At 52.8% G+C, this 22,039-nt stretch carries 20 protein-coding genes; 8 read left to right on the forward strand and 12 right to left on the reverse strand.

The features are described 5' to 3' along the window. The 7 genes from RHM61_RS03870 to RHM61_RS03900 all read right to left on the reverse strand — a co-directional run bounded on the left by RHM61_RS03870 (nt 1) and on the right by RHM61_RS03900 (nt 8,920). Complete coding sequence (locus RHM61_RS03870) at nt 1–846, reverse strand: hypothetical protein (RefSeq protein ID WP_322249827.1); 846 nt, start codon at nt 844–846, stop codon at nt 1–3. A gap of 75 nt (nt 847–921) precedes the next feature. After that, the gene (locus RHM61_RS03875) at nt 922–1,230 is read right to left on the reverse strand and encodes a hypothetical protein (protein WP_322249828.1); all 309 of its coding nucleotides are present in this window, start codon (nt 1,228–1,230) and stop codon (nt 922–924) included. A 51-nt stretch (nt 1,231–1,281) separates the two neighbouring features. Beyond that, nucleotides 1,282–3,747 carry a TcfC E-set like domain-containing protein gene (locus RHM61_RS03880; protein ID WP_322249829.1) on the reverse strand — a complete coding sequence of 822 codons (2,466 nt, stop codon included), beginning with the start codon at nt 3,745–3,747 and terminating at the stop codon, nt 1,282–1,284. Between the two features lie 335 nt (nt 3,748–4,082). Next, nucleotides 4,083–4,625 (reverse strand): hypothetical protein, encoded by a 543-nt coding sequence (locus RHM61_RS03885; protein ID WP_322249830.1) that lies wholly within the window; start codon nt 4,623–4,625, stop codon nt 4,083–4,085. A gap of 123 nt (nt 4,626–4,748) precedes the next feature. After that, nucleotides 4,749–5,489: a hypothetical protein gene (locus RHM61_RS03890; protein ID WP_322249832.1), complete on the reverse strand. Its 741-nt coding sequence runs from the start codon at nt 5,487–5,489 to the stop codon at nt 4,749–4,751. An 827-nt stretch (nt 5,490–6,316) separates the two neighbouring features. Next, the gene (locus tag RHM61_RS03895; RefSeq protein WP_322249833.1) at nt 6,317–6,877 is read right to left on the reverse strand and encodes an adenine phosphoribosyltransferase; all 561 of its coding nucleotides are present in this window, start codon (nt 6,875–6,877) and stop codon (nt 6,317–6,319) included. Between the two features lie 60 nt (nt 6,878–6,937). Beyond that, nucleotides 6,938–8,920, reverse strand: coding sequence for a cation:proton antiporter (locus tag RHM61_RS03900; RefSeq protein WP_322249834.1), 1,983 nt, complete (start codon nt 8,918–8,920; stop codon nt 6,938–6,940). A 113-nt stretch (nt 8,921–9,033) separates the two neighbouring features. On the opposite strand from RHM61_RS03900, the gene RHM61_RS03905 reads away from it, so the two are divergent. From RHM61_RS03905 to RHM61_RS03940, 8 genes are all read left to right on the forward strand, one after another. Then, a complete protein-coding gene (locus RHM61_RS03905) occupies nt 9,034–10,101 on the forward strand; it encodes a KpsF/GutQ family sugar-phosphate isomerase (RefSeq protein WP_322249835.1) in 1,068 nt (355 codons plus the stop codon). Further along, a complete protein-coding gene (locus RHM61_RS03910) occupies nt 10,101–10,625 on the forward strand; it encodes an HAD family hydrolase (RefSeq protein ID WP_322249837.1) in 525 nt (174 codons plus the stop codon). The genes RHM61_RS03905 and RHM61_RS03910 overlap by 1 nt, the downstream gene beginning before the upstream one ends. Further along, a complete protein-coding gene (lptC, locus tag RHM61_RS03915) occupies nt 10,622–11,248 on the forward strand; it encodes an LPS export ABC transporter periplasmic protein LptC (RefSeq protein WP_322249839.1) in 627 nt (208 codons plus the stop codon). The genes RHM61_RS03910 and lptC overlap by 4 nt, the downstream gene beginning before the upstream one ends. Before the next feature lie 56 nt (nt 11,249–11,304). Further along, nucleotides 11,305–11,868 (forward strand): lipopolysaccharide transport periplasmic protein LptA, encoded by a 564-nt coding sequence (gene lptA / locus RHM61_RS03920; protein WP_322249840.1) that lies wholly within the window; start codon nt 11,305–11,307, stop codon nt 11,866–11,868. A gap of 1 nt (nt 11,869) precedes the next feature. Then, complete coding sequence (gene lptB, locus RHM61_RS03925; RefSeq protein ID WP_322249842.1) at nt 11,870–12,622, forward strand: LPS export ABC transporter ATP-binding protein; 753 nt, start codon at nt 11,870–11,872, stop codon at nt 12,620–12,622. 11 nt (nt 12,623–12,633) lie between these two features. Then, nucleotides 12,634–14,112, forward strand: coding sequence for an RNA polymerase factor sigma-54 (locus RHM61_RS03930; RefSeq protein ID WP_322249843.1), 1,479 nt, complete (start codon nt 12,634–12,636; stop codon nt 14,110–14,112). 113 nt (nt 14,113–14,225) lie between these two features. Beyond that, nucleotides 14,226–14,570, forward strand: coding sequence for a ribosome hibernation-promoting factor, HPF/YfiA family (gene hpf / locus RHM61_RS03935; RefSeq protein WP_322249844.1), 345 nt, complete (start codon nt 14,226–14,228; stop codon nt 14,568–14,570). Nucleotides 14,571–14,688: 118 nt separating this feature from the next. Next, the gene (locus RHM61_RS03940; protein WP_322249845.1) at nt 14,689–15,783 is read left to right on the forward strand and encodes an enoyl-CoA hydratase/isomerase family protein; all 1,095 of its coding nucleotides are present in this window, start codon (nt 14,689–14,691) and stop codon (nt 15,781–15,783) included. Between the two features lie 53 nt (nt 15,784–15,836). Here RHM61_RS03940 and RHM61_RS03945 read toward each other — a convergent pair whose 3' ends face one another. From RHM61_RS03945 to RHM61_RS03965, 5 genes are all read right to left on the reverse strand, one after another. Then, the gene (locus RHM61_RS03945) at nt 15,837–16,565 is read right to left on the reverse strand and encodes an ABC transporter ATP-binding protein (RefSeq protein WP_322249846.1); all 729 of its coding nucleotides are present in this window, start codon (nt 16,563–16,565) and stop codon (nt 15,837–15,839) included. A gap of 10 nt (nt 16,566–16,575) precedes the next feature. Next, nucleotides 16,576–18,537 (reverse strand): branched-chain amino acid ABC transporter ATP-binding protein/permease, encoded by a 1,962-nt coding sequence (locus tag RHM61_RS03950; RefSeq protein WP_322249847.1) that lies wholly within the window; start codon nt 18,535–18,537, stop codon nt 16,576–16,578. Nucleotides 18,538–18,547: 10 nt separating this feature from the next. Beyond that, nucleotides 18,548–19,438, reverse strand: coding sequence for a branched-chain amino acid ABC transporter permease (locus RHM61_RS03955; RefSeq protein ID WP_322249848.1), 891 nt, complete (start codon nt 19,436–19,438; stop codon nt 18,548–18,550). A 140-nt stretch (nt 19,439–19,578) separates the two neighbouring features. Next, a complete protein-coding gene (locus RHM61_RS03960; RefSeq protein WP_322249850.1) occupies nt 19,579–20,736 on the reverse strand; it encodes an ABC transporter substrate-binding protein in 1,158 nt (385 codons plus the stop codon). Between the two features lie 222 nt (nt 20,737–20,958). Then, nucleotides 20,959–21,666 (reverse strand): DUF4197 domain-containing protein, encoded by a 708-nt coding sequence (locus tag RHM61_RS03965; protein ID WP_322249853.1) that lies wholly within the window; start codon nt 21,664–21,666, stop codon nt 20,959–20,961. Between the last annotated feature and the right edge of the window lie 373 nt (nt 21,667–22,039).

Genomic DNA, 22,039 nt, shown 5'->3' on the forward strand with positions numbered 1-22,039 from the left:
TCAATTGAGTTCGCTGTCAAAAACCAAGCTCGTACTGCCACTCCAGCGCTGGTTCCCGCTGCGAATTTGGTATGCCAGAGCTTCATTAATCGCCGAATTATTGAGTTGCGGATCATAATAGAAACGCACACTCGCTTGCAACCTGCCGGCCGGATTTGGGGTGATGTGGACCAGCGACAAGCGCGTTGAATTATTTTTGAAAAATACCTTACCATTTTCCATTATCGCACTCGAGCCGGGTGGAATCGTGATCTCACCTTGATTGAGACTCAGTTCAGTCGACAAGCGCATCACTCTGGCCGCAACAATGGCCGTGGGATTGAGTAAATTGAGCGCGCCATTCTGCTTGATGGAAAATGGTCCGGTGGTATCGATGTTAAGCGGTATCTTCACCGTTGACAATTCCAGCATGTTTTTACCAATGATTGCATTCCAGCGACCGTTCGGCGGCAGCAATTGCGCAGCAAGCACACTCGCGCCGGCCTGCGTCGTCACTTTCAAGTCATGTGCAATCTGAATGCTCACTGGAAGTGTGGCGGATGTGATTGTGTAGTTGGCATCGCCGACATCAATATCCTGATTAGCACCAATCGAATAGGTGATCTCGCCAGTATATACGCCGTTGGGTAAGTTATCGGTTTTCAATTCCAGCGCATAAGAAAATTGCACTTCCGACAAACGCCCCCACTCAGCAATATTGTTCAATTCAGACGGTTCCCAGTAACAGGCGCGGTTGCCGCCCGACGACAAGCCTAACTCAAAAGTGAATTGAAAATTCCATAAGTACTGATATTTCAGCCAAGGACAATTGCCACTGTTTCGGTTAGCGACCAAGGAAGCATGCAAGGGCCCGGTATTCGATCCAGTCAGAATATAACTGCCCGCAAAACTGGTCAGCCTGATTTTAACATTCGCACTTTGTCATCGGCCGTTGCTGACGCTGATCGTTTTCCAGCCAGGATTGATGGCGTGATACATATAGCTTTTTCGGCGTATTTCCGGCGGCACCGTCTGGCCATTGGCGAATTGGCTTGACTTACGAAGGTCAAAATATTTTTCGAATCGTAAATCCGGCAGACTGAAACGTCCGCCCGGAAAGTAAGTGCTGTTAAGCACCACCTTACCATTATTAACCTGCGCGTCAATCCCTTTCGTCACGGTCTGTGCCTTGCTCGCTGCGCAGCAACACACTAAGAGCGCGAACAACGCACTCACCACGATGCTGCGCACATATCGATCACTATTTTGCATAAACATTTTTTTTCTTATCCCCTCATTGAGCTATCGCAAGGCTTGCGCCGGCAGTGGTTCACACACCAAATCGCCAGCCATCAAGGTGCCATCCTCACGCGGATACGCTTTGACGCTCAAATTGATCAGGCATTCCGGCGCGTCGCCATGGCGAACCCGCAACTCAGGTGCAGCCTCACTCATTTCCAGCGCAAAAAAACCATCGACTTCCGTCACGGTGTGACCGGCATGATTGATGACATGAGCTGCCTTGAACGGCATACCAGCACGGTCAACGATGCGCCCCATCACGGTCACGGTTTTTTGCACCCTTACCTGGCGATAATCGACGCCGCCGCGATTGAGATGATAACTGCTGGCGGGCGGATTGATCGCGGCAGCCGGTGCGTCGCCATCTTCAAAATCAAACCGTAACACTCCCGACTCATACGCGCTGACCGGAACAAAGTTACGACCTGGATACAAGGTCGTACCGTAACCATTGCTGTCATGCGCGCGCATAATCAGGCCGACAATATCGGAATCGACGTCGATAATCATACCGGCGTCAGCGGTCGCATTTACGGTACCGCTGGCGGCGATTTTATTGGCGCTCAGAGCCAGCGTCATCTTTATGTTCATACCGCCATCGACGGCACCGTTGAGCGCAGATCGCTGCACATAAGCATTGCCATTCAAGTAAGTATTTTCGAAACTCGTATTGGCAGACAAACCCACGCCGGAGGGTTCGAGAGCAATACTGCCTGAGATATTGCGTAAAAATCTCCCTCCAACTTGATGATCATAAGCAAGTGCAGCATAATGATCGCGGCGGCCGTCTGCATTGCCGCGGGTTCCGAGACTGACTGCCAGATTGCGCCCGCGAGCGCCAAGCGCGAGATTGAGCGTGACATCAAGACCCAGATTACGAATAAGCCCACCCTCGCCCCACGCTGGGCGATCGAACATTGCCAAACTCCAGTAAGCTTCGTGCTCAAACAACATGCTACGACGAGTGAGTGACAAATCATAGGCACGGCCGTTGATGGCACCGCGATTATTCGACACGCGCAAGGAGCCACTGGTATTGTTATCATAACGATGGAACAAAGAGGCGGCAGTCACCTGATTGTTGCCACGGTAGGCTGGCGGCCGCCCCAAAATAGCGCCATTGACAGTCAAATAATCACTCTCCAACCAAGTGCGATTATGACTGAGCGACAAAGAGGTATCCCGAGCGCTAAACAGGGTTTGCACATCAAAACCAGTACCGTAGGAACTGGTTTGATAGACATTGCCGGACATTTTAATGCCATCAGCAGCGTCCCAGTCCAACGAGGAACCGAACAAGGTCTGCGCGCCGATCTGCTGCGCAGACAAACCCAGTACCGCGCGCGGATGCAGCAAATAATTGACGGTAATGCCAGCCGTATTACGACCCGTTTTCGCATCAGATGAACTGTCGAGCAAGGAGCGTTGTTGTCCGAAAAAAGCGCTGTAGCGCCAACGTTGTTCCGAATCGCTCCAACCGGCAGGTTTATACACCAATTCATTCTGACGGCTGACCAGTTGACCATCTTCGAGCATGCGAATTTCCACTTCGTATATACCGCCTGGCAAAGAACGGCTGTCAATGACTTGCAATCCTGCGGAGACAGGCTGGCTATAGATCAGACTGCCGTTGCGATAGACTTCGGCAACGCCGGGCCGGTTCGCGGTCACATAGAGCGGGTAAGTGCTGGTACTATCACTATCGACGGCAAGCGTGTCGGAACTGCCAGTCATCACACCCAGTGTGGTGTAGACAGCGCCGCCGGCCATGCTAGGGCTGCGGTTGACCCCTGCAGCATCGGGAGTAAAATACCCGACCCGCACAAAATGGTCTGGGAATTCCTTCTGCGCGTAAAAGCGTGGAATCGACTGCCGGGTGGTGTATGCCTGACCGGCAGCGCGCCGGTCGGCTTGCAAGCTGAGGATGGTGGTCCAATTATAAAAACTGCCTTGCGCATCAATTAAATAACTGGCGCTCGCATTTTGACCGCCGCCGCCGCTGGCATTGAAACTGTGTTTGAGAATGATGCCATTGCCACCACTGCTAGGCAGCGTGTGGAATTTTTCCGTCTCCACCTGCTGCTCCGCCTGCGCCGTCAACAGCGACAAGGTAGAATTTTCCAGATTGTAGTCCAGCGCTACCAAGCCCTGCTCACAGCGTTCCACGCAAGCGCCGAGCTGGCGCGGCTTCGCCAATACCGCCAGCCAGTCCTGCCGTTGTTGATGACTGAGTTGACTATCGTCGATCACGGTAAACGCGATCATCTGCACGCTTTCGTCCCGGCGTAAAATAACATTCGCATCGCCGGCATAGTTGCCATCGACTTCCACCCGCACGATCAGCGGGGCATCGAAAAAATGCCCGAGAAAATCGGCCGGCAAATTTTCTGCTTGAGTCAACAAGCCAAGCCGCCCGCTCTGGTTAGTCGGCATAGTCGGTTCCGCAGCATGGGCGGACGTGAGCATGACAACAGAGAAGCAAGCAAGAGCAGTGCAATTTTTCATGACAAACCGATCTTACTAATAAGAGAAATGATCGATTCCGCCGCGGTGAGGCTGCGCCAGCTCCGACAACATTGAATTAACAACCAAGCTGTCGAAACCGGAATGCCTGCCGAGGTAACGATCATTTGGAAGGGGTTTGCATCCCCTCCCAAATCGCTACGCTGGCATCGCCCTCATGGACGGGGTGGTAAACCAACATGCATTAACAATAAAGTGCGATCAAATGATCTGATCAACTACCATCGTCACGTGAACGACATATCGCCTATGCCGCCATGTGAACAATGATCACGGGATCACAGCAGTTGATCAAACACCATCGTAATTTGTCCGGCATACCGCCCGGTTGGGGAGGTCGGACTGCGCACCTCGGTTGACACCAACATACTGACCAATTCGTTGTAACCAGCGGTGTTGACTGTTTTATCAACCAGAGCAAGCGCCGAAGCGGGGTCCTTGTGTTGACTGTTGAGGTTAATGGTGTTGGCACCCGGCGCAGATAAAGTGACCTTCACGCCGAAATTGTCCGTGCCATTACTGTGCGTGAGCTTGGCATTACTGCCGGGGTTATCGGTGTACATATACACTTTCGCCCCCACGCTGGCCGGCACCACCAAACGAATGTTTTTGGCCGCACTTTCGACAAAGGAACCGTCAGGGCGCACATTCATCGGCGCAGTAATCACGCCCGGAGTCCACCCTTCTGCCGTAGCCGAAAAATTCGCCGGCGGGACATATGCTTCCAGATTAAAAGTAATGGTGCTGTCGGCTGCCTGCACGCCAGCGCTCAGGAGAACGGATCCGGTCACGATTGCCGATAATAAATTTTTTTTCAACATAATAATTTTCCAATGAGTTATAAAAAAACAGTCAGGAGATAGATACTTCAGGCAAGCAGAGTTTTCCCAAAAAGAAAAACCCTTTATTAACGAAAAAGGCACATGGCGACAAACTCGACGAATTTAAAACTTAATCAAGCGCTTGTGCTTTCCTTCGACTAATTCGAAACGATAGGTATGACCGCTTTGTTTTGGAATCACGTGGCTGCGGGTGGGTAGCACATGAAAGGCACTCGGCCCTTGGCAATTGTCGGTAGTACTGACACAGTCATAGAAATTCTCGACCATGATTACGGAATTGCCATCATTCCGTATCGTGTAGTCTGCGGCCGTCTCGCTCAACACCGTGTGATGGCGTACCACATCGGGCGGCACAATCAACACTGCGCCATAACCGGTCAAGACACTGACGCCGGCGGCAATGGTTTCGGCCAGCTGTTTGCTATCCTCATCGGAAAGCACAAAGCCTTGCTCGCGATCAGGCAGGACCGGTAAAAAGCGCACGCGATAATAATGTTCCTTGTCGCGCTTTCCCAGATGCAGCAAGCGCGTGGTTTGCGTACCGTTAGCGGCGATGATCATGCGCGCCGGGCTGGCAATGAGTGTATTTTTTTGCGCGTTTTTGTCATGTACGACGGCGGCTACGTCTTGTTCCGTATAGTCTTTACCATTGGCGGCAAACAGCATCTCTTTGAGTTCGATTTTCACGAACGCGGTGTTGTCGCCAATGTTGCGCACTCGTTTGAGCAAGGTGCTTTTATGCGGCGCCAAGTATTCCGTCATCGCACCGACATCAATGCCAGCAGCTGTCACTTGTGCGCCGGCAAACGCCGATGCAAGCAGCGCTATCCTTATCAAATACATCGTCGCTTCCCTTTTTTTTATCATCTGTCGGCAGTTTTCCCGAGCGACAAGGCAGCGCGCCTTTGCAGAGGCGAAACAATTATTGCCGAACTGATATTTACCTTAAGGCATGATTATCTCGCTCCCTTGTCAAACCATCTATTAGATAAATACGAAAAGTAATGTGTTTTTACTAGGATAAGTTCGAATGTAGAAATGGCTAACAAATCAATCAAGAATTTAATCGTGTTGAATTGCGCCAAAGCCAGAATATCTGGCAATACGCGAGGGGAAGCGTGGAGAAAAGGATGAGGGAGATGGTGTTTGAGCAATCTAGGCTGTATTGAGGTTTAATGAAACGTTAATACACCCAGAAAAACAACTTAAACAAGTTAATGGATCGTCGCAAGCGACGATGGAAAAGACTCTGGAAGGGGTTTGCATCCCCTCCCATCGCGTCGCTCCTTCGTCGCTCACCGGCCAAAAGAGGCTGTCGCAAAAGCCTGATGGACGTTTTTTACACCTGAAACACCGCATACTTCTTCATTCCTGCATGCCACAGCCTCGTCATTCCCGCATGCTTTTGGCGGGAACCCAGCGTCGTTTTTTTCACTGAAAATGCCACAATTTCTGGCATTTTCAGTTAACCACGAACGCCGCTGGGTTCCTGCCAAAAGCGCGCAGGAATGACGTGGCCACCAGTCAGGGTAATGATACCGACTCACTACCCTTTTGCGACAGCCTCTGAAGGCCGGGGTTTCAAACCCTAGTCAGATTTTTGATGAACTGGGCTGAAAACTAAGCACGATGTTCAGGTCTGCCCAAGGAAAATCAGCAGCCCGGCACGCTCAATGACCATCGAATTGGCAAACGGTATACAGGGGCAAACCGCTTTGCTTGATCAGGCGAGAGCCGCCCAATTCCGGCAAATCAACGATGACGGCACCTTCGACTACGACGGCACCTAAGCGCTCGAGCAATTTGCGGCCAGCCATCATGGTGCCGCCGGTGGCAACCAAATCATCGATCAACACCACCCGGTCACCGGGCTGGCAAGCATCGGCGTGCAATTCCACCGTGGCGCTGCCATATTCGAGTTCATATTGTTCCGACACGGTATGAAACGGCAATTTGCCTTTTTTTCGGATCGGTATAAATCCGAGGTTGAGTTCATACGCCAGCACCGAACCGATGATGAAGCCACGGGCATCGAGTCCGGCAATGACATCAATCTGTTGATCCATGTAACGATGCACAAACATATCGATGAGCACACGGAATACCTTAGGATTTTGCAATAAAGGTGTGATATCACGAAACATCACACCAGCTTGTGGCCAGTCGGGTACGGTGCGGATATGGTCTTTGATATATTCGGCGGGGTTCAGCATCGGCGCAAGTCTTTCCATGGAAAATCAATCGAAAGCGCCGTACTGGAATAGATTAAGTAACGACGCAGCAAAAGCGCGTCATTTTAACAGGCGTTGCTCACCTCTTGCGACTGCTTCTGATGTGCCGCGTAACACCAGCACATCACCGCCCTGCAAAACCTGCATGCCCTCTGGCACCAAGTGCGACTTACCACGTCGTAAAGCCTGCACATCCAATTCCAAAGCGCCGAGTTCGAGTTCGGCCAAGCTTTTACCGACCGCTTGCGAGCGTTCTGGCAACACCACCGTGTGCAAACGGATTTGCAGATTTTCCGGGCTGTCGGTGGCGTCGCCCAGACCGTGAAAAAAGCCACGCAACGAGGCATAGCGAGCATCGCGTGCCGCCTGCACCTTATGCACCACACGCCGTAGCGGTACACCGAGCAGTACCAAGGCATGGGAGGCCAACATCAAGCTACCTTCCATTAATTCCGGCACGACTTCGGTGGCACCGGCAGCGCGTAGTATATCGAGATCGCTATCGTCATGACTGCGTATGATGACCGGCAAGCCCGGATGCATCTCCGTAACAAAATGCAAAATTTTTAAGGCCGAGGCGGTGCCGGTGTAGGTCACTACCAAGGCGGCAGCGCGATTGATGCCGGCGGCTTTGAGACTCTCGCGCCGCGCCGCATCACCATACGAAACATTGGCACCAGCCGTTTGCGCTTCACGCACGCGGTCAGGATCGAGATCGAGCGCATGGTATTCGATATTTTCTTCGGCCAGCAAACGTGCCAGGCTTTGGCCGCTACGGCCGAAACCGGCAATGATGACGTGTTTTTTTGCATTCATCGTGCGTGCCGCAATTTGCGTCAACGCCAGTGACTGCATCATCCATTCGTTGGCAGAGAATTTCATCACGATGGCATCCGACTTGGCCAAGATGAAGGGTGAAGCCAACATCGAGAGCACCATCGCCGCCAAGATGACTTGCAATAAGTCGGCATCAATGAGGTGCAATACTCCTGCTTGGTTGAGCAACACAAAACCGAATTCGCCCGCCTGCGCCAAGCCCAAACCGGTGCGCAACGCAGCACTGGTCGGACTGCCGAATAATTTAGCCAAGCCGGTAATGAGTAATAATTTCATCAGCATCGGCACCACAAACAACAATAAGACCAATCCGAACTGATTCCACACCACACCTAAATTGAGCAACATGCCGATGGTAATGAAGAACAAGCCGAGCAAGACATCGCGAAACGGTTTGATATCTTCCTCAACCTGGTGCCGATATTCGGTTTCGGAAATTAACATGCCGGCAACAAAAGCGCCGAGCGCCATCGATAAACCGGCTTTTTCAGTCAACCAAGCCGCACCCAAGGTGATGAGCAGCAGATTGAGCATGAATAATTCCTGCGAGCGCCGCTTAACCACAATGCGAAACCACACGCGCATCAGTTTCTGCCCACCGACGAGCAGGATACCCAAGACCAGCACGGCTTTGGCACCGGCCCAGGCCAGCGTTTGCACAATGTCATCAGAATGCGCCGCCAGTGCCGGCACCATGATCAGCAAAGGCACCACGGCCAAATCTTGAAACAGCAATACGCTGATGATCTGGCGACCGTGCGGACTTTCCAGCTCTAATTTCTCGGTCAACATTTTCGACACAATCGCCGTCGATGACATGGACAAGGCCCCGCCGAGTGCAAACGAGGCTTCCCAACTGATCTGAAAATACTGTGGCAACCAGTGTGCGGCCATCCATGCGGCAGCCATGGCCATGAGGATGGTGGTCAGTACCTGCGCCATGCCAAGACCGAACACCGCGCGCCGCATGGCCATCAATTTGGCTAAAGAAAATTCCAAGCCTATCGAAAACATCAGGAAGACCACGCCGAATTCTGCCAACTCGTGGGTGACCACGCCATCTTCTGCCATGCGCAGGCCGAATGGACCGATTAAAATGCCGACCGTCAAGTAACCTAAGATGGGTGGCAATTGCAACATGCGAAATGCTACCACACCAAAAACGGCGGCGGCCAGCAGAGTGAGTGTGGTATCGAGAGCAGTCATGCCTGCTATTATTGCCGATTTATGGCGTGCACTTTCTGCTTTCTGCGTATGCTTCTACACTACCTTACATCTGGCAGAGTTTTTGCTTACTGAATTTGGTTTATACTTCGGACATGACTGCTTTTCCTGCCTCCCATTTCTCGGCTCCTTCGGCCCCGCCGGCCGACCTATCCAACTCGTCCAACTCGGCCGATGCCAGCAGCGCCTTGCGCGCTCTGCAACTTGCCTCGGACACCTTGCAAATTGAAGCCGATGCCATTATTGCATTAAAGAATAGACTAAATAGCAGCGATGCGCCTGGCTTCGCGCAGGCCGTGCGCATCGCACTGCAATGCAGTGGCCGCGTGATCGTCTCTGGGATCGGTAAATCTGGCCATATCGCACACAAAATTGCCGCGACCTTCGCCTCAACTGGCACACCGGCATTTTTTGTGCATCCGGCCGAAGCCGCCCATGGCGACTTAGGCATGATCATGCGCGAAGATGCCTTCATCGCCATTTCGTATTCCGGCGAAACGGTCGAATTAATGGCAATATTGCCAATAATTAAACGCTTGGGCGTCAAGCTGATTGCTTTCACCGGCAATCCGGAGTCGAGTTTGGCACGGCTCGCCGATGTCCACCTGAGCTTGCAAGTCGATAGAGAAGCATGTCCGCTTAACCTGGCACCGACCGCCAGCACCACGGTCACCTTGGCGCTCGGCGATGCCTTGGCGGTAGCTGTACTCGATGCCCGAGGCTTTCGCGAAGAAGATTTTGCCCGCTCGCACCCGGGTGGGGCGCTCGGCCGCCGTCTGTTGACGCATGTGAAAGATGTCATGCGCACGGGCGATGCCATCCCGCGTGTACGACCGGACACCAAATTGATCGTCGCCTTATTGGAGATCACCAAAAAAGGCATGGCGATGACTGCTGTGGTTGATGAGCAAGATCACATCATCGGCGTATTTACCGATGGCGATCTGCGCCGCATGATGGAGAGCGTGCGCGATTTCACGCAAATCAGCATTGCCGAAGTCATGCATAAAAATCCCCACAGCATACGTGCCGAACAATTGGCCGTCAAAGCGGTTGAGGTGATGGAAACCTACCGCATCAATCAGTTGTTGGTCACCGATGCAGACGACAAACTCGTCGGTGCCTTGCATATCCACGACCTGACCCGTGCCAAGGTGATTTAATGAATGACGCTAGCGCCCGCGCTGCCCGCATACGCCTGATGATTTTTGATGTCGATGGCATTCTCACCGATGGCAGCCTGCATTTCAGTGCCGATGGCGAGGCTTTGAAAACTTTCAATGTCCTTGATGGCCAAGGCATACGTTTGCTGCAAGATGCAGGTATCGCCACGGCCATCATCAGTGCCCGGCAATCGCCCATCGTCAGCAAACGTGCCGCCGATCTCGGCATCACCCACGTGCGCCAAGGGATACACGACAAAAAAACCGCATTCCTGTCACTGCTGACAGAATTGCAGATAGCGGCCGAAGAATGTGGTTTTATTGGTGATGACATCATCGATTTGCCGGTATTGACTCGGGTCGGCTTTGCGGCCAGCGTCCCCAACGGCCACCTCGAAGTGCGCCAACGGGTGCATTACGTTTGCAACACGGGCGGCGGGCACGGCGCGGCGCGGGAAGTGTGCGATTTTATTTTGCGCGCACAGAATAAGTATGAACAAGTATTGTCCAGCTATCTGACATGAAATCTCCCATCACTATCGACCGTGCGCGCATTTGGATCGCCGTTACCGTGATGGCTGGCGTGGCTTTGGCCAGTTTCTGGATCGACGATGCGATGCGCCGCCGCGGTGCCGATGAATATCATCGTATCAATGTACGTGCCGAGCCTGACTACTATGTTGAGAAATTTAATTTTATTAAATTATCCAATGAGGGCAAGGCGAATTACCATGTCACCGGCGAGCGCTTGATTCATTTGCCGCAAACCGATCAGATCGAAATCAGCAAACCGCATATCAACAGTTTCGACGCGCAACGCGCGCCGATCACCATCATCGCCGAGCGCGCCGTGGTGGATCAAAAGTCCAACTTGATCACACCAGCACGCCAACATGATGTCGTGCATCTGTATGATCAGGTCAGCGTCGACCGCCCCGATGGCTTGAACTCGCATTACATGCGGCTTGAGACCGATTACCTGATGTTGATACCGGATGATGATGTGATCCAATCGGATCGCGCCGTTACGCTGCTGAGTAAAAACACAGAAACTCATGCGGTCGGCATGTTTGCCAATAACAGCAGCCAGCAATTGGAATTATTAAGTAAAGTCCACTCGCGCATTAAGAAACGCAGCAACAATTAACACCGCCACCATGGTTTTAAGTGTCTGCAATATTGAATTTTTAGAAAGTACCCCGTATGCCAAGCATCCTCACTCTGCGTATGATGACAACGGCACTGCTGGCCACGCTGGTCGGCACCCTGTTGCCCTCGGCCCACGCTGAAAAAGCCGATAGCCAAAAAGAAATGGTTATCGAAGCGGAACATTTAGTCAGCGAAGGCAAGAGCAACACCAATACATTTACCGGCGACGTCGTCATCACCCGCGGCACCTTATTAGTCAAGGCCGAACGCGCGGTAGCGGTGAAAGCGGCCGATGAGTTTCAGCATATCAATCTGTTCGCCAAACCCGGTGCCAAAATACATTTCCGCCAGAAACGCGATGGCGGTGCCGATTTATGGGTCGAGGGCGAAGCCGAAAAAGCGGAATATGATGAGAAAACCGAATTCGTTAAATTTATTTCCAAGGCCCATGTGCGCTATCTCGACGGCAAGCGCGTCACCGATGAGCAGGAAGGCGAGTTTCTTTCCTATGATAGTAAAAATGATGTCTTCGTCGGCAGCAATTCGAGCAACGGTACCCAGGTCAACGGTGGCGGCCGTATCAAAATGACGATACAACCGAAAAATCAGGCGAACTGACATGAGCGAACAACAAAGTACCTTGATGGTCAAAGGCTTGCAAAAACGTTACGGTGCGCGCCAAGTAGTGCGCGATGTTTCGCTGCTCGTCAAAAGCGGTGAAGTGGTCGGGCTGTTGGGCCCGAATGGTGCCGGAAAAACCACCTCGTTTTATATGATCGTCGGCTTGGTTCCATCGGATGCGGGTGAAATCAAAATCGACGGCGTCGACGTCTCCCATTTACCTATCCATCGGCGCGCCGTGCTCGGCTTGTCTTACTTGCCACAGGAAGCCTCGGTGTTTCGTAAGTTGACGGTGGAAGAAAATATACGCGCCGTATTGGAGTTACAAAAAAGCAAAGATGGAAAATATTTAAGCGAAAAAAAAATCAGCGCTCGTCTCAATGCTTTGTTGGCTGACTTGCAAATTGAACAAATTCGCGATAGCCAAGCCATGGCGCTGTCGGGCGGCGAACGGCGACGCGTAGAAATCGCCCGGGCGCTGGCGACCAACCCACGTTTCGTGCTGCTCGATGAACCGTTCGCCGGTGTCGATCCGATTGCTGTCATCGAAATTCAGCGCATCGTCGGCTTTCTCAAAGAGCGCGGCATCGGCGTCTTGATCACCGATCACAATGTGCGTGAAACTCTGGGCATTTGTGACCACGCCTACATCATCAACCAAGGTGCCGTGCTGGCCAGCGGCAAACCGGACGACATCATCCAAAATGAGTCAGTGCGTCGGGTTTATTTGGGAGAACATTTCCGCATGTGACGGGAAGAATCATGAAACAAAGCCTGCAACTTCGTACCTCCCAGCACTTGGCATTGACACCACAATTACAGCAATCGATACGCTTGCTGCAATTGTCAACCTTGGAGCTGCATCAGGAACTGGAAAATCTGCTGCTCGAGAATCCACTGCTCGAGCGCGTCGACGACCCGCTCGAGCACGCCGTGCGTTTGTTGGCCGACGGTGCCATCAACAGCGCCAGCAGCACGCCTGATGCCGGCATGGAAACAGCGTTGCCGCAGGAAGCCGCCAGTGCCAGCACAGAAGCAGTGGCCGAGATCGAGGTGCCGATCAATGACAGCGTCAGTGCCGCTCAAGATGACTGGAGCGATGTCGCACCCGGCCAGCGCAACGATGATGACGATGAAGGCTTTCGTCAACTCGAAGCCAGTCATATCAGCCTGCGCGAACACTTGCTCGAACAAATGCGTCTGAGCTTGCGTATTCCGCGCGACTTGGCCTTGGTCGAATTGATCATCGATGCCATCGATGATCATGGCTACCTGACTGAGACGCTCGATGAAATTCATGCCAGCTTGCCGCTGGAATTATGCGTCGAAGCCGAAGAGTTGTCATTTGCATTATGTATGGTGCAGAGCTTCGATCCACCCGGCGTCGGTGCGCGTCACGTGGCCGAATGTTTGGCCCTGCAAATCAAACGCTTGCCGCAGATCGCCTTCGTCACGCGGCGACTGGCGCTGGCAATTATAGAAACACAACTGCCGCTGTTCGCCCAGCGCGATTTCGGCAAACTCAAAAAAATCTTCGATTGCGATGATGAAGACTTACGCGAAGCGCAAACCGTGATCCGCATGTGCCAACCACGTCCAGGCAGCAGCTTTGCGCTCAACAGTTCCGACTATGTGGCACCGGACGTGATCGTCAAAAAATCAGCCAATGGCTGGCAAGTTTTACTCAATCAAGACGTGATGCCCAAGCTGCGGGTGAACAATATGTATGCCAATATCATGCGCCAAAATCGCGGTGATACCTGTATGGCACCGCAGTTGCAAGAAGCACGTTGGTTGATCAAAAATATGCGTCAACGTTTCGAAACAATTTTGCGTGTCGCCCAAGCGATAGTGGAAAGACAACGGAACTTTTTCACCCACGGTGCCGTTGCCATGCGACCCCTTGTGTTGCGCGAAATAGCTGATACACTAGGTCTACACGAGAGCACTATTTCTCGTGTAACAACGCAAAAATACATGCTCACCCCGCATGGTATGTTTGAGTTGAAGTATTTTTTCGGCAGTCATGTAGCGACGGAAACCGGCGGCGAAGCTTCATCCACCGCGATCCGCGCACTCATCAAGCAATTGATAGGAGCAGAAGACCAGAAAAGCCCACTCTCTGACAGTAAAATCGCAGACATGCTGGGTGAACAGGGTATGGTGATTGCTCGGCGTACCGTTGCAAAATACCGTGAAGCTCTGAAAATCCCCCCGGTCAGTATGCGTAAATGTTTTTAAACAGACCTTGAAATCACGTTTTACATTGCTATATATAATTTAGCTCGAACGCATCTTTTCAATGAGCTGAAGATAGATCACCCTAGCAAGTACCATCATCATAGGAGCGTAGTATGAATCTCACCATCAGTGGACATCACGTCGAAGTAACTCCTGCAATTCGTGAATACGTACATACCAAACTTGAGCGTGTCCGGCGACATTTTGATCAAGTTATTGATATCGCTGTCATTCTGACTGTCGATAAGCTCCGCGAAAAAGAGAAGTGCCATAAGGCCGATATTAATCTGCACATCAGCGGTAAAGACATCCACGTTGAAAGCCTGGCACATGACTTGTACGCAGCCATCGATGCCCTCATCGACAAGCTCGATCGGCAAGTCATCAAACACAAAGATAAGATTCAGGAACACCCACATGAAGCGATCAAGCATATGCCTGATCCCGCGTCGGCGTAATTGATCTGACTCTTACTCTGTGAAAGTAAAAAGGACGCCTCAGCGTCCTTTTTTCATCTGCATGCCACCAGCCCGGGACACCGGCTAAAATACACTTTTCCCTTTGAGCGGTCATATCATGAGCGAACACATTCTCACCTCGGTCAACAATCAGATTGCCTACCTTTGCATGGACCGTCCGGCCGCGCTCAATTCGCTCTCACTGGAAATGGTCCGCACCCTCAGCGCACAGTTGCTGGCCTGGCGTGAGGATACCAGCATTCGCGCCGTAGTCATCCACAGCAGCGCAGAGAAAGCCTTCTGTGCTGGTGGTGACATCCGCTTTTTTTATGAAGTCGGCAGCGTCGGCCCGGTCGGCGGCAGCGCCCTCTTGGAAGATTTTTTCAGCGAAGAATACGCGCTCAATCATTTGATTCATTTCTACCCTAAGCCCTACATCGCCATCATGAATGGCGTGGTCATGGGTGGCGGCATGGGTGTTGCTCAAGCCGGCCCGGCATGCCGCCTGCGCATCGTCACCGAGCGCACCAAGATGGCTATGCCGGAAGTAAATATCGGTTTATTCCCCGATGTCGGCGGTGGCTATTTCCTGTCGCGTTGCCCCGGTCAAATCGGTACTTACCTTGGCCTGTCCGGCGACATCATCACTGCCGCCGATGCCCTGTATGCCGACCTGGCCGATGTCTTCGTCCCAACCGCCGAATTGCCAGCACTGTTCGAGTTGCTGGCGCACAGCGATGCGCTCGATCTGCGCGCAGCCATACGTGAATTTGCCGCGCCATTCGCGCAACAAGCGCGGCCAGAGGCGAGCATGTTGGCGCGTGAACGGGCGCTGATCGATAGGCATTTCAGCGCAGCCAGCGTGCCAGACATCGTTACGACACTGAGCGCTGACGTCGCCGAATTCGCACAAAAAACCGCCGCCAATATGGCCAAACGTTCGCCGCTGCTGATGTGCGTGACGCGCGAACAACTGCGCCGCAGCGCCGGCATGACGGTATCCGATTGCTTGCGCATGGAACGCGGCATGGTGCGCCACTGTTTCACGCATGGCGAAGTACTCGAAGGGATACGCGCGTTGGTGGTGGAAAAAGACCATGCGCCGCAATGGCGACCGGCACAACTGAGCGAGGTCAGCAAGGCCATGGTGCAGGATTTTTTTGCGCCGGCGTGGCCCGACTATGCACATCCGCTGCGCGAGTTGCGCGGTTGACGATTGATTAAAAAAAGGGCAGCTGCAGCTGCCCCTTTTTCTATCCTGATAACTCAGTGCGCAGCACCGCCACCGAGATACGCGGCTTGTACCGCCGGATCATTCTGTAACTTGGCCGCCGGCCCATGTACCGAGATGCGACCGTTTTCCAGCACATAACCGTAGTCAGCCACCGCCAAGGCGGCAGCGGCGAACTGCTCGACCAGCAGCATGGTGATGCCTTCCTTCTTGAGCCGAGAAATGATGCGAAACACTTCATCGACCAAGATCGGTGCCAAGCCCATCGACGGTTCATCGAGCAAAATCACTTCGGGGTTGAGCATCACTGCGCGCGCCATCGCCAGCATTTGCTGTTCGCCGCCCGACAAGGTGCCGGCCAATTGATTGCGCCGCTCGCGCAAACGGGGAAACAACTCCATCGCTTTTTGCAAATCGCTGTCGATATCGCCGCGGGTGCGCGCATTGGTAAAGCGCGGAAACGCTCCCAATAATAAATTATCGGTCACGCTCATGGTCGAAAACACCCGCCGGCCTTCCGGCGAATGGGCCAAACCGGCACGTGCGATACGATGTGAATCGAGCCCGGTAATATCGTTACCGGCCAAACGCACGGTGCCCTCTTTCGGTTTCAACATGCCCGAAATGGCGCGCATGGTGGTGGTTTTTCCGGCACCGTTAGAGCCGATCAAGGTCACCACTTTGCCCTTCGGGACTTCGATGGAAATGCCATGCAATACTTGCACCTTGCCGTAGGCCGCGTGTAAATTTGAAATACTCAGCATACTGTTCTCCTTAGGCGCTGGCCGCGTTGGTGGCCGCAGCGAGATCGTCGCTGACACTGCCGCCGAGATAAGCCTCGATGACTTTCGGGTCGGCCTGCACATCGGCCGGCTTTCCTTCGCAAATTTTCTGACCAAAATCGAGCACCGTCACGGTGTCGCAGATCGACATCACCACATCCATATGATGTTCGATCAGAATGATCGTCACACCGTGGTCGCGAATTTTGCGAATGATAGCGATGAGCTCTTTGATATCGGGTGCGGTCAAGCCAGCCGCCGGTTCATCGAGCAACAATAATTGTGGATTGAGACCGAGCGCACGGCCGATTTCCAGCAAGCGTTGTTTACCATATGGTAAATTGCGTGCCTCTTCATTGGCTAAATCGGACAAACCGACAAACTGCAAAATACTCGCTGCCCGCGCCCGTGCCGCCTGCTCTTCACGGCGATAGCGCGGCGTATGCAGCATGACATCACCGACATGACTGCGGAAGGTACTGTGCAAACCAACCAAGACGTTTTCTATCGCCGTCATCTCACCGAACAGTTGCACATTCTGAAAAGTACGTGCCACCCCACCCAAAGCAATCGCCGACGGCGTCATGCCCGAAATCAGTTTGCCGGCAAATTCGACCACGCCATCGGTCGGTTTGTAGATGCCGGTGAGTACATTCATCATCGTGCTTTTACCGGAACCGTTAGGACCGATCAAGCCATGCACGGTGCCTTTGGCGATTTGCAGATCGACCTGATTCAAGGCTTTCAAACCACCGAACTGCATCAGAATTTGTCGGCCGCTGAGTAAAATACCGACGCGCTCGCCATTGGCTTTGGCTATCGCCAATTCATCACTCACCGCCAATTGTGCAGTATTGGCCACTAAATGGCGCGGGCCCTTGCCGAATAAGGCATTGACGAAACCGACGATACCATCCTGCAGGTAATACACGACAAACAAAGTCATCAAACCGAAAATCGTCAGCCGCCAGTCAGTGATATTTTCGAGCTTGTAAGAAAAGATCGCCATCCCCACCGTTGCCACTACTGGTACGGCCAATTCACGCACGGTCTTGCGTCCTTTAAACAGGGTGAAAGCAGCCCCGAGTACGCCGACTACGGCAGCCACCGTCGCGATCTGACGGAACAGTTCGATATCGGCCAACAGCGAAGGCAGCATCACCACAATGAAGGCACCGAGCAGCGAACCGATACGGCTTTTCCGCCCGCCCATGATGACCGCCAAGAGGAACAGTATGGTCAATTCAAAGTTGTACGTGTTCGGTGAAATATACTCTTCTGAATAGGCATACAAACTACCGGCCAAACCAGCCAAGGCGGCGCTGATCACGAAGGCGTAAACCTTGTAACGATACACCGACACGCCCATGCAGTCGGAGGCGATAGGACTGTCGCGCAGCGCTTGAAATGCTCGTCCCAGATGCGAGCGTAAGATACGATGGACCAACACCGTCGCCAACACCATCATCACCGCGACCAAATAGTAATTGCCGACTTCGGATAATTTTTGTCCGAACAAAATTGGCTTGGCGACTTTCAGTCCCATCGGCCCCTCGGTGAGAAAACTCATCTCATTGATCAGGATTTGAATGATGGTACCGAAGGCCAGCGTGACCATCGCCAGATACGGCCCAGTCACGCGCAATGCTGGCAGTGCCAACAGCGCACCGAACACGGCAGTGACGCCTATACTGGCCGGCAGCGCCAGCAGTATCGGCATACCGAGTTTAAAATACAGCACGCCGGTGGTGTACGAACCGATGCCGAACAAGCCGGCATGGCCGAGCGAGACTTGACCAGTGTAACCAACCACGATGTCGAGGCCAAACAATAAGATGGCATAAATCAGGATGGTTTCTGCCAGATGCAAATAATACGGGTTGTGCATGAACACCGGGAACAAACCGAGTGCCGCAATACCGAGCAGCGATGCTGCCATAGTCTTGATATTCATTGTCTGTCTCCTAGACCTTTTTGATCGCGGCTTTGCCGAATAATCCGGCCGGCTTGAAGGCCAAAACCAGCAACAGCAACACCAGGCCCGGTACTTCTTTGTAGCCGGTGGAAATATAAAAACCCGTCAAGGTTTCTGCCACGCCGAGTATCAAACCACCGACGATCGCACCCATACCGGAAGTCAAACCACCGATAATCGCTACGGCAAAGGCTTTCAAACCCAGCGCCGAGCCCATGGTGGCGCCGGTCAAGGTCAAGGGTGCAACCAGCACACCGGCGAAGGCCGCCGTGGCAGATGACAAGGCGTAAGAAAAGGTAATCACCATGCTGGTGTTGATGCCCATCAGACCGGCGGCGTCGCGATCATTGGAAGTCGCCACCACCGCTTTGCCATAGATGGATTTACGGTTGAACAATTCCACCGCCAACATCATCGCCAAGGCACCGATCACCACCACCACTTGCATGGGCTGAACATTGGCACCGAAAATTTGAAACGGTGCGGCCGACAGAGGCGAAGGGAAAGTCAAATCATCTTTACCCCAGATATTTTCCGCGACATTTTTGAAGATAATCGCCAATGCAATGGTCGACATGATCCAACCGAATTCGGATTTGATTTTGATTGCCGGGCGCACCGCAATCCATTCCACTACCACGCCCTGTAAGCCGCCGAACAAGATCACCAGCGGTATCATCAGCCAGTAATTCATGTACGGGCCGCCGTGTACGCTGCCGACCAAACTCAGGCCCACCAAGGCACCGAGCATGAGCGACTCGCCTTGGCCAAAGTTAAGTGTGCCGGAAGTTGCAAAGGTCAGTTGATAACCAAAGGCGATGACGGCGTAAATCATCCCCAGCGAAATACCGCTGAAGACAAGCTGTAATAAGATTTCCATTTTTCACTCCAAGGGAGTAGGGCCGTAGCTATACCGCATGGCTGTCGCAAGCGACAGCCATGACATAGCAACTAAGCGATGCAGAGAAAGGGAGCCGGCACTGCTGCGCCTGCTCCGTATGCCAAGAACGGAAGTAAGTCTTACTTCTCGACCACGATGTGACCATCTTTTGCAGTCCCCATCAACGGCATGCCGGCTTTGATCGCCTCATGATCGTCATGACTGAACGGTTTGTTGTAGGTGGCGACCACGCCCTCTACGGTTTCATTCAGATTTTCCAAGGCCGCACGGACTTTCGGGCCTTCGGTACTGCCGGCTTGTTTGAACGCAGCGGCCAACAGATAGATCGAGTCGTAACCTTGAGCAGCCGAAACGGCCGAAGGGATGCGATCAACTTTATACGATTTTTGGTAGGCTTCGATGAAGGCCTTACGCTTCGGTGTGTTCGGATCTTGGATGAAGGTTTGTGGCATCGATGCGCCGTTACCGTTTTTACCGGCATTGTCGAGGAAGTTCCCCATCGATAAAGTCCAGCTACCGATCATCGGCACTTTCCAACCGAGTTTTTCCATGCCATTGGCAATTTGCGCCAGTTCAGGACCGATGCCGTAAGTCAGAATCACTTCGGCACCATTCTGCTTAGCCTTGAGCAATTGCGCCGTCATATCGACGTCTTTGATATTGAATTTTTCCACGGCGACTGGTTTCAAACCTTTGGCACTCAAGGCTTTTTCCAAATCAGCACGGCCGAGTTGGCCGTAGTTGGTGGAATCGGCCAGAATCGCCACCTTGGTGAACTTGCGCTTGCCGACCGCTTCTTCAACGATCATGGCAGACTGAATCGTGTCACTGGCGGCAGTGCGGAAAATGTAATTGTCAGCAAATTCAGGTGCCAGAAATTGCTTCGTGACTACGCTGCCAGTCGCGACATTATTCAAGACTGGAATTTTAGCTTCTTGGTAAAAACGCTGCGAAGCCAAAGATACGCCGGTATTGATGTAACCTACCGTGGCCACGACGCGCTCTTTATTGATCAACTCTTGCGCGACTTGCACGCCACGTTCATTTTTGGCTTCATCATCACGCTCGATCAATTGCAGTGGTCGGCCGAGGACGCCGCCTTTGGCATTGATTTCTGCAACGGCAAGTTTCACGCCGTCACGCATCGACACACCCATCGGTGCGGAGCCGCCAGTGAATGGGCCAGCCACACCGATTTTAATCGGTTCAGCGGCCACGGCGGCCAGCGACCAGCTCAGCAGAGCGGAAGTAATCAGTGCTTGTATTTTGTAGGACATGTTGGTCTCCAGATTTTTTTTATAGAATAGACGACTCGTGCTTGAAACTCTTAGCGTTTATTGCCATTGTAAAGTACCAGAAAACTGATGCTGCGTTGCAACAAGCTCTACTTAAGTGAAACTACGCAGCTGGCCGTCTACGCGCTGCTGAAAAACGCGCTTGGCGCGCATTGGGGCGGCCGTAGCAAGAGTGTGACTCGCCCCAAAAAACCACAGTCGCGCTTATTTCATCAAACCAAAGACCTTGGCAATGGCGCTGCTGCCGGCCCCGAGCGGATCTTTCCGAATCGCCTGCTCTTGCTCACCGATAATGAGAAACAAGCCGTCGAGCGCCTTTTGTGTCACATAGGCTTCCACACTGGCCTCTTGCGCCGGTACCGCACCGAACTTCTGCACCTGAGAGACGACGCTATTATATTGTGCCGATAAAGCGACTTTATCGGTCGCCCCTTTGACTGCCGGTAAAAATTTCTGATACAAAGCCGGTGCGGTTTTTTGTTTGAAAAAATCGGTGACCGAAGTATCGCCGCCGCTGAGGATATTCTTGGCGTCGGTCAAGCTCATACTCTTGACGGCATTGAGTAACAGTGGTTTGGCCATAGGCACAGCGGCTTCGGCGGCATGGTTCATCGCCACCACCAAGTCATCGAGCTGTTGGCCTTTACCGGTCATTTTGAGGATGGGACGGGCTTTTTCCAAGATGGATGGCAAAGGGATTTTGACTTTATCGTTGCCGAGAAAACCGTTTTCCACGCCCAATTGCGCCACCGCCGCGACCGCCCCTTTATCGAGTGCGGCCTTCATGCCGGTGCTGGCGTCTTGATTACTGAGTGCGTCGAGCGAAAACGCCTGGGCAGCTATGGCAGCAAGCAAGATTGAAGCGGCCGCCAGCTGTTTTAATGGAAATGCAATTTTTACTTTATGAAACATGGAAAACTCCTCAAACAAGTTAATGGATCGTCGCAAGCGACGATGGAAAATACTCTGGAAGGGGTTTGCATCCCCTCCCATCGCGTCGCTCCTTCGTCGCTCACCGGCCAAAAGAGGCTGTCGCAAAAGCCTGACGGACGCTGTTTACACCTGAAACACCGCATACCGCGTCTTTCCTGCATGCCACAGCCTCGTCATTCCCGCATGCTTTTGGCGGGAACCCAGCGTCGTTTTTAACACTGAAAACATCATCATTTCTGGCATTTTCAGTTAACCACGAACGTCGCTGGGTTCCTGCCAAAAGCGCGCAGGAATGACGTGGCTACCAGTTAGGGTAATGATACCGACTCACTACCCTTTTGCGACAGCCTCT

This window comes from Undibacterium sp. CCC3.4 (genome assembly GCF_034347425.1).
Classification (GTDB): Bacteria; Pseudomonadota; Gammaproteobacteria; order Burkholderiales; family Burkholderiaceae_D; genus Undibacterium.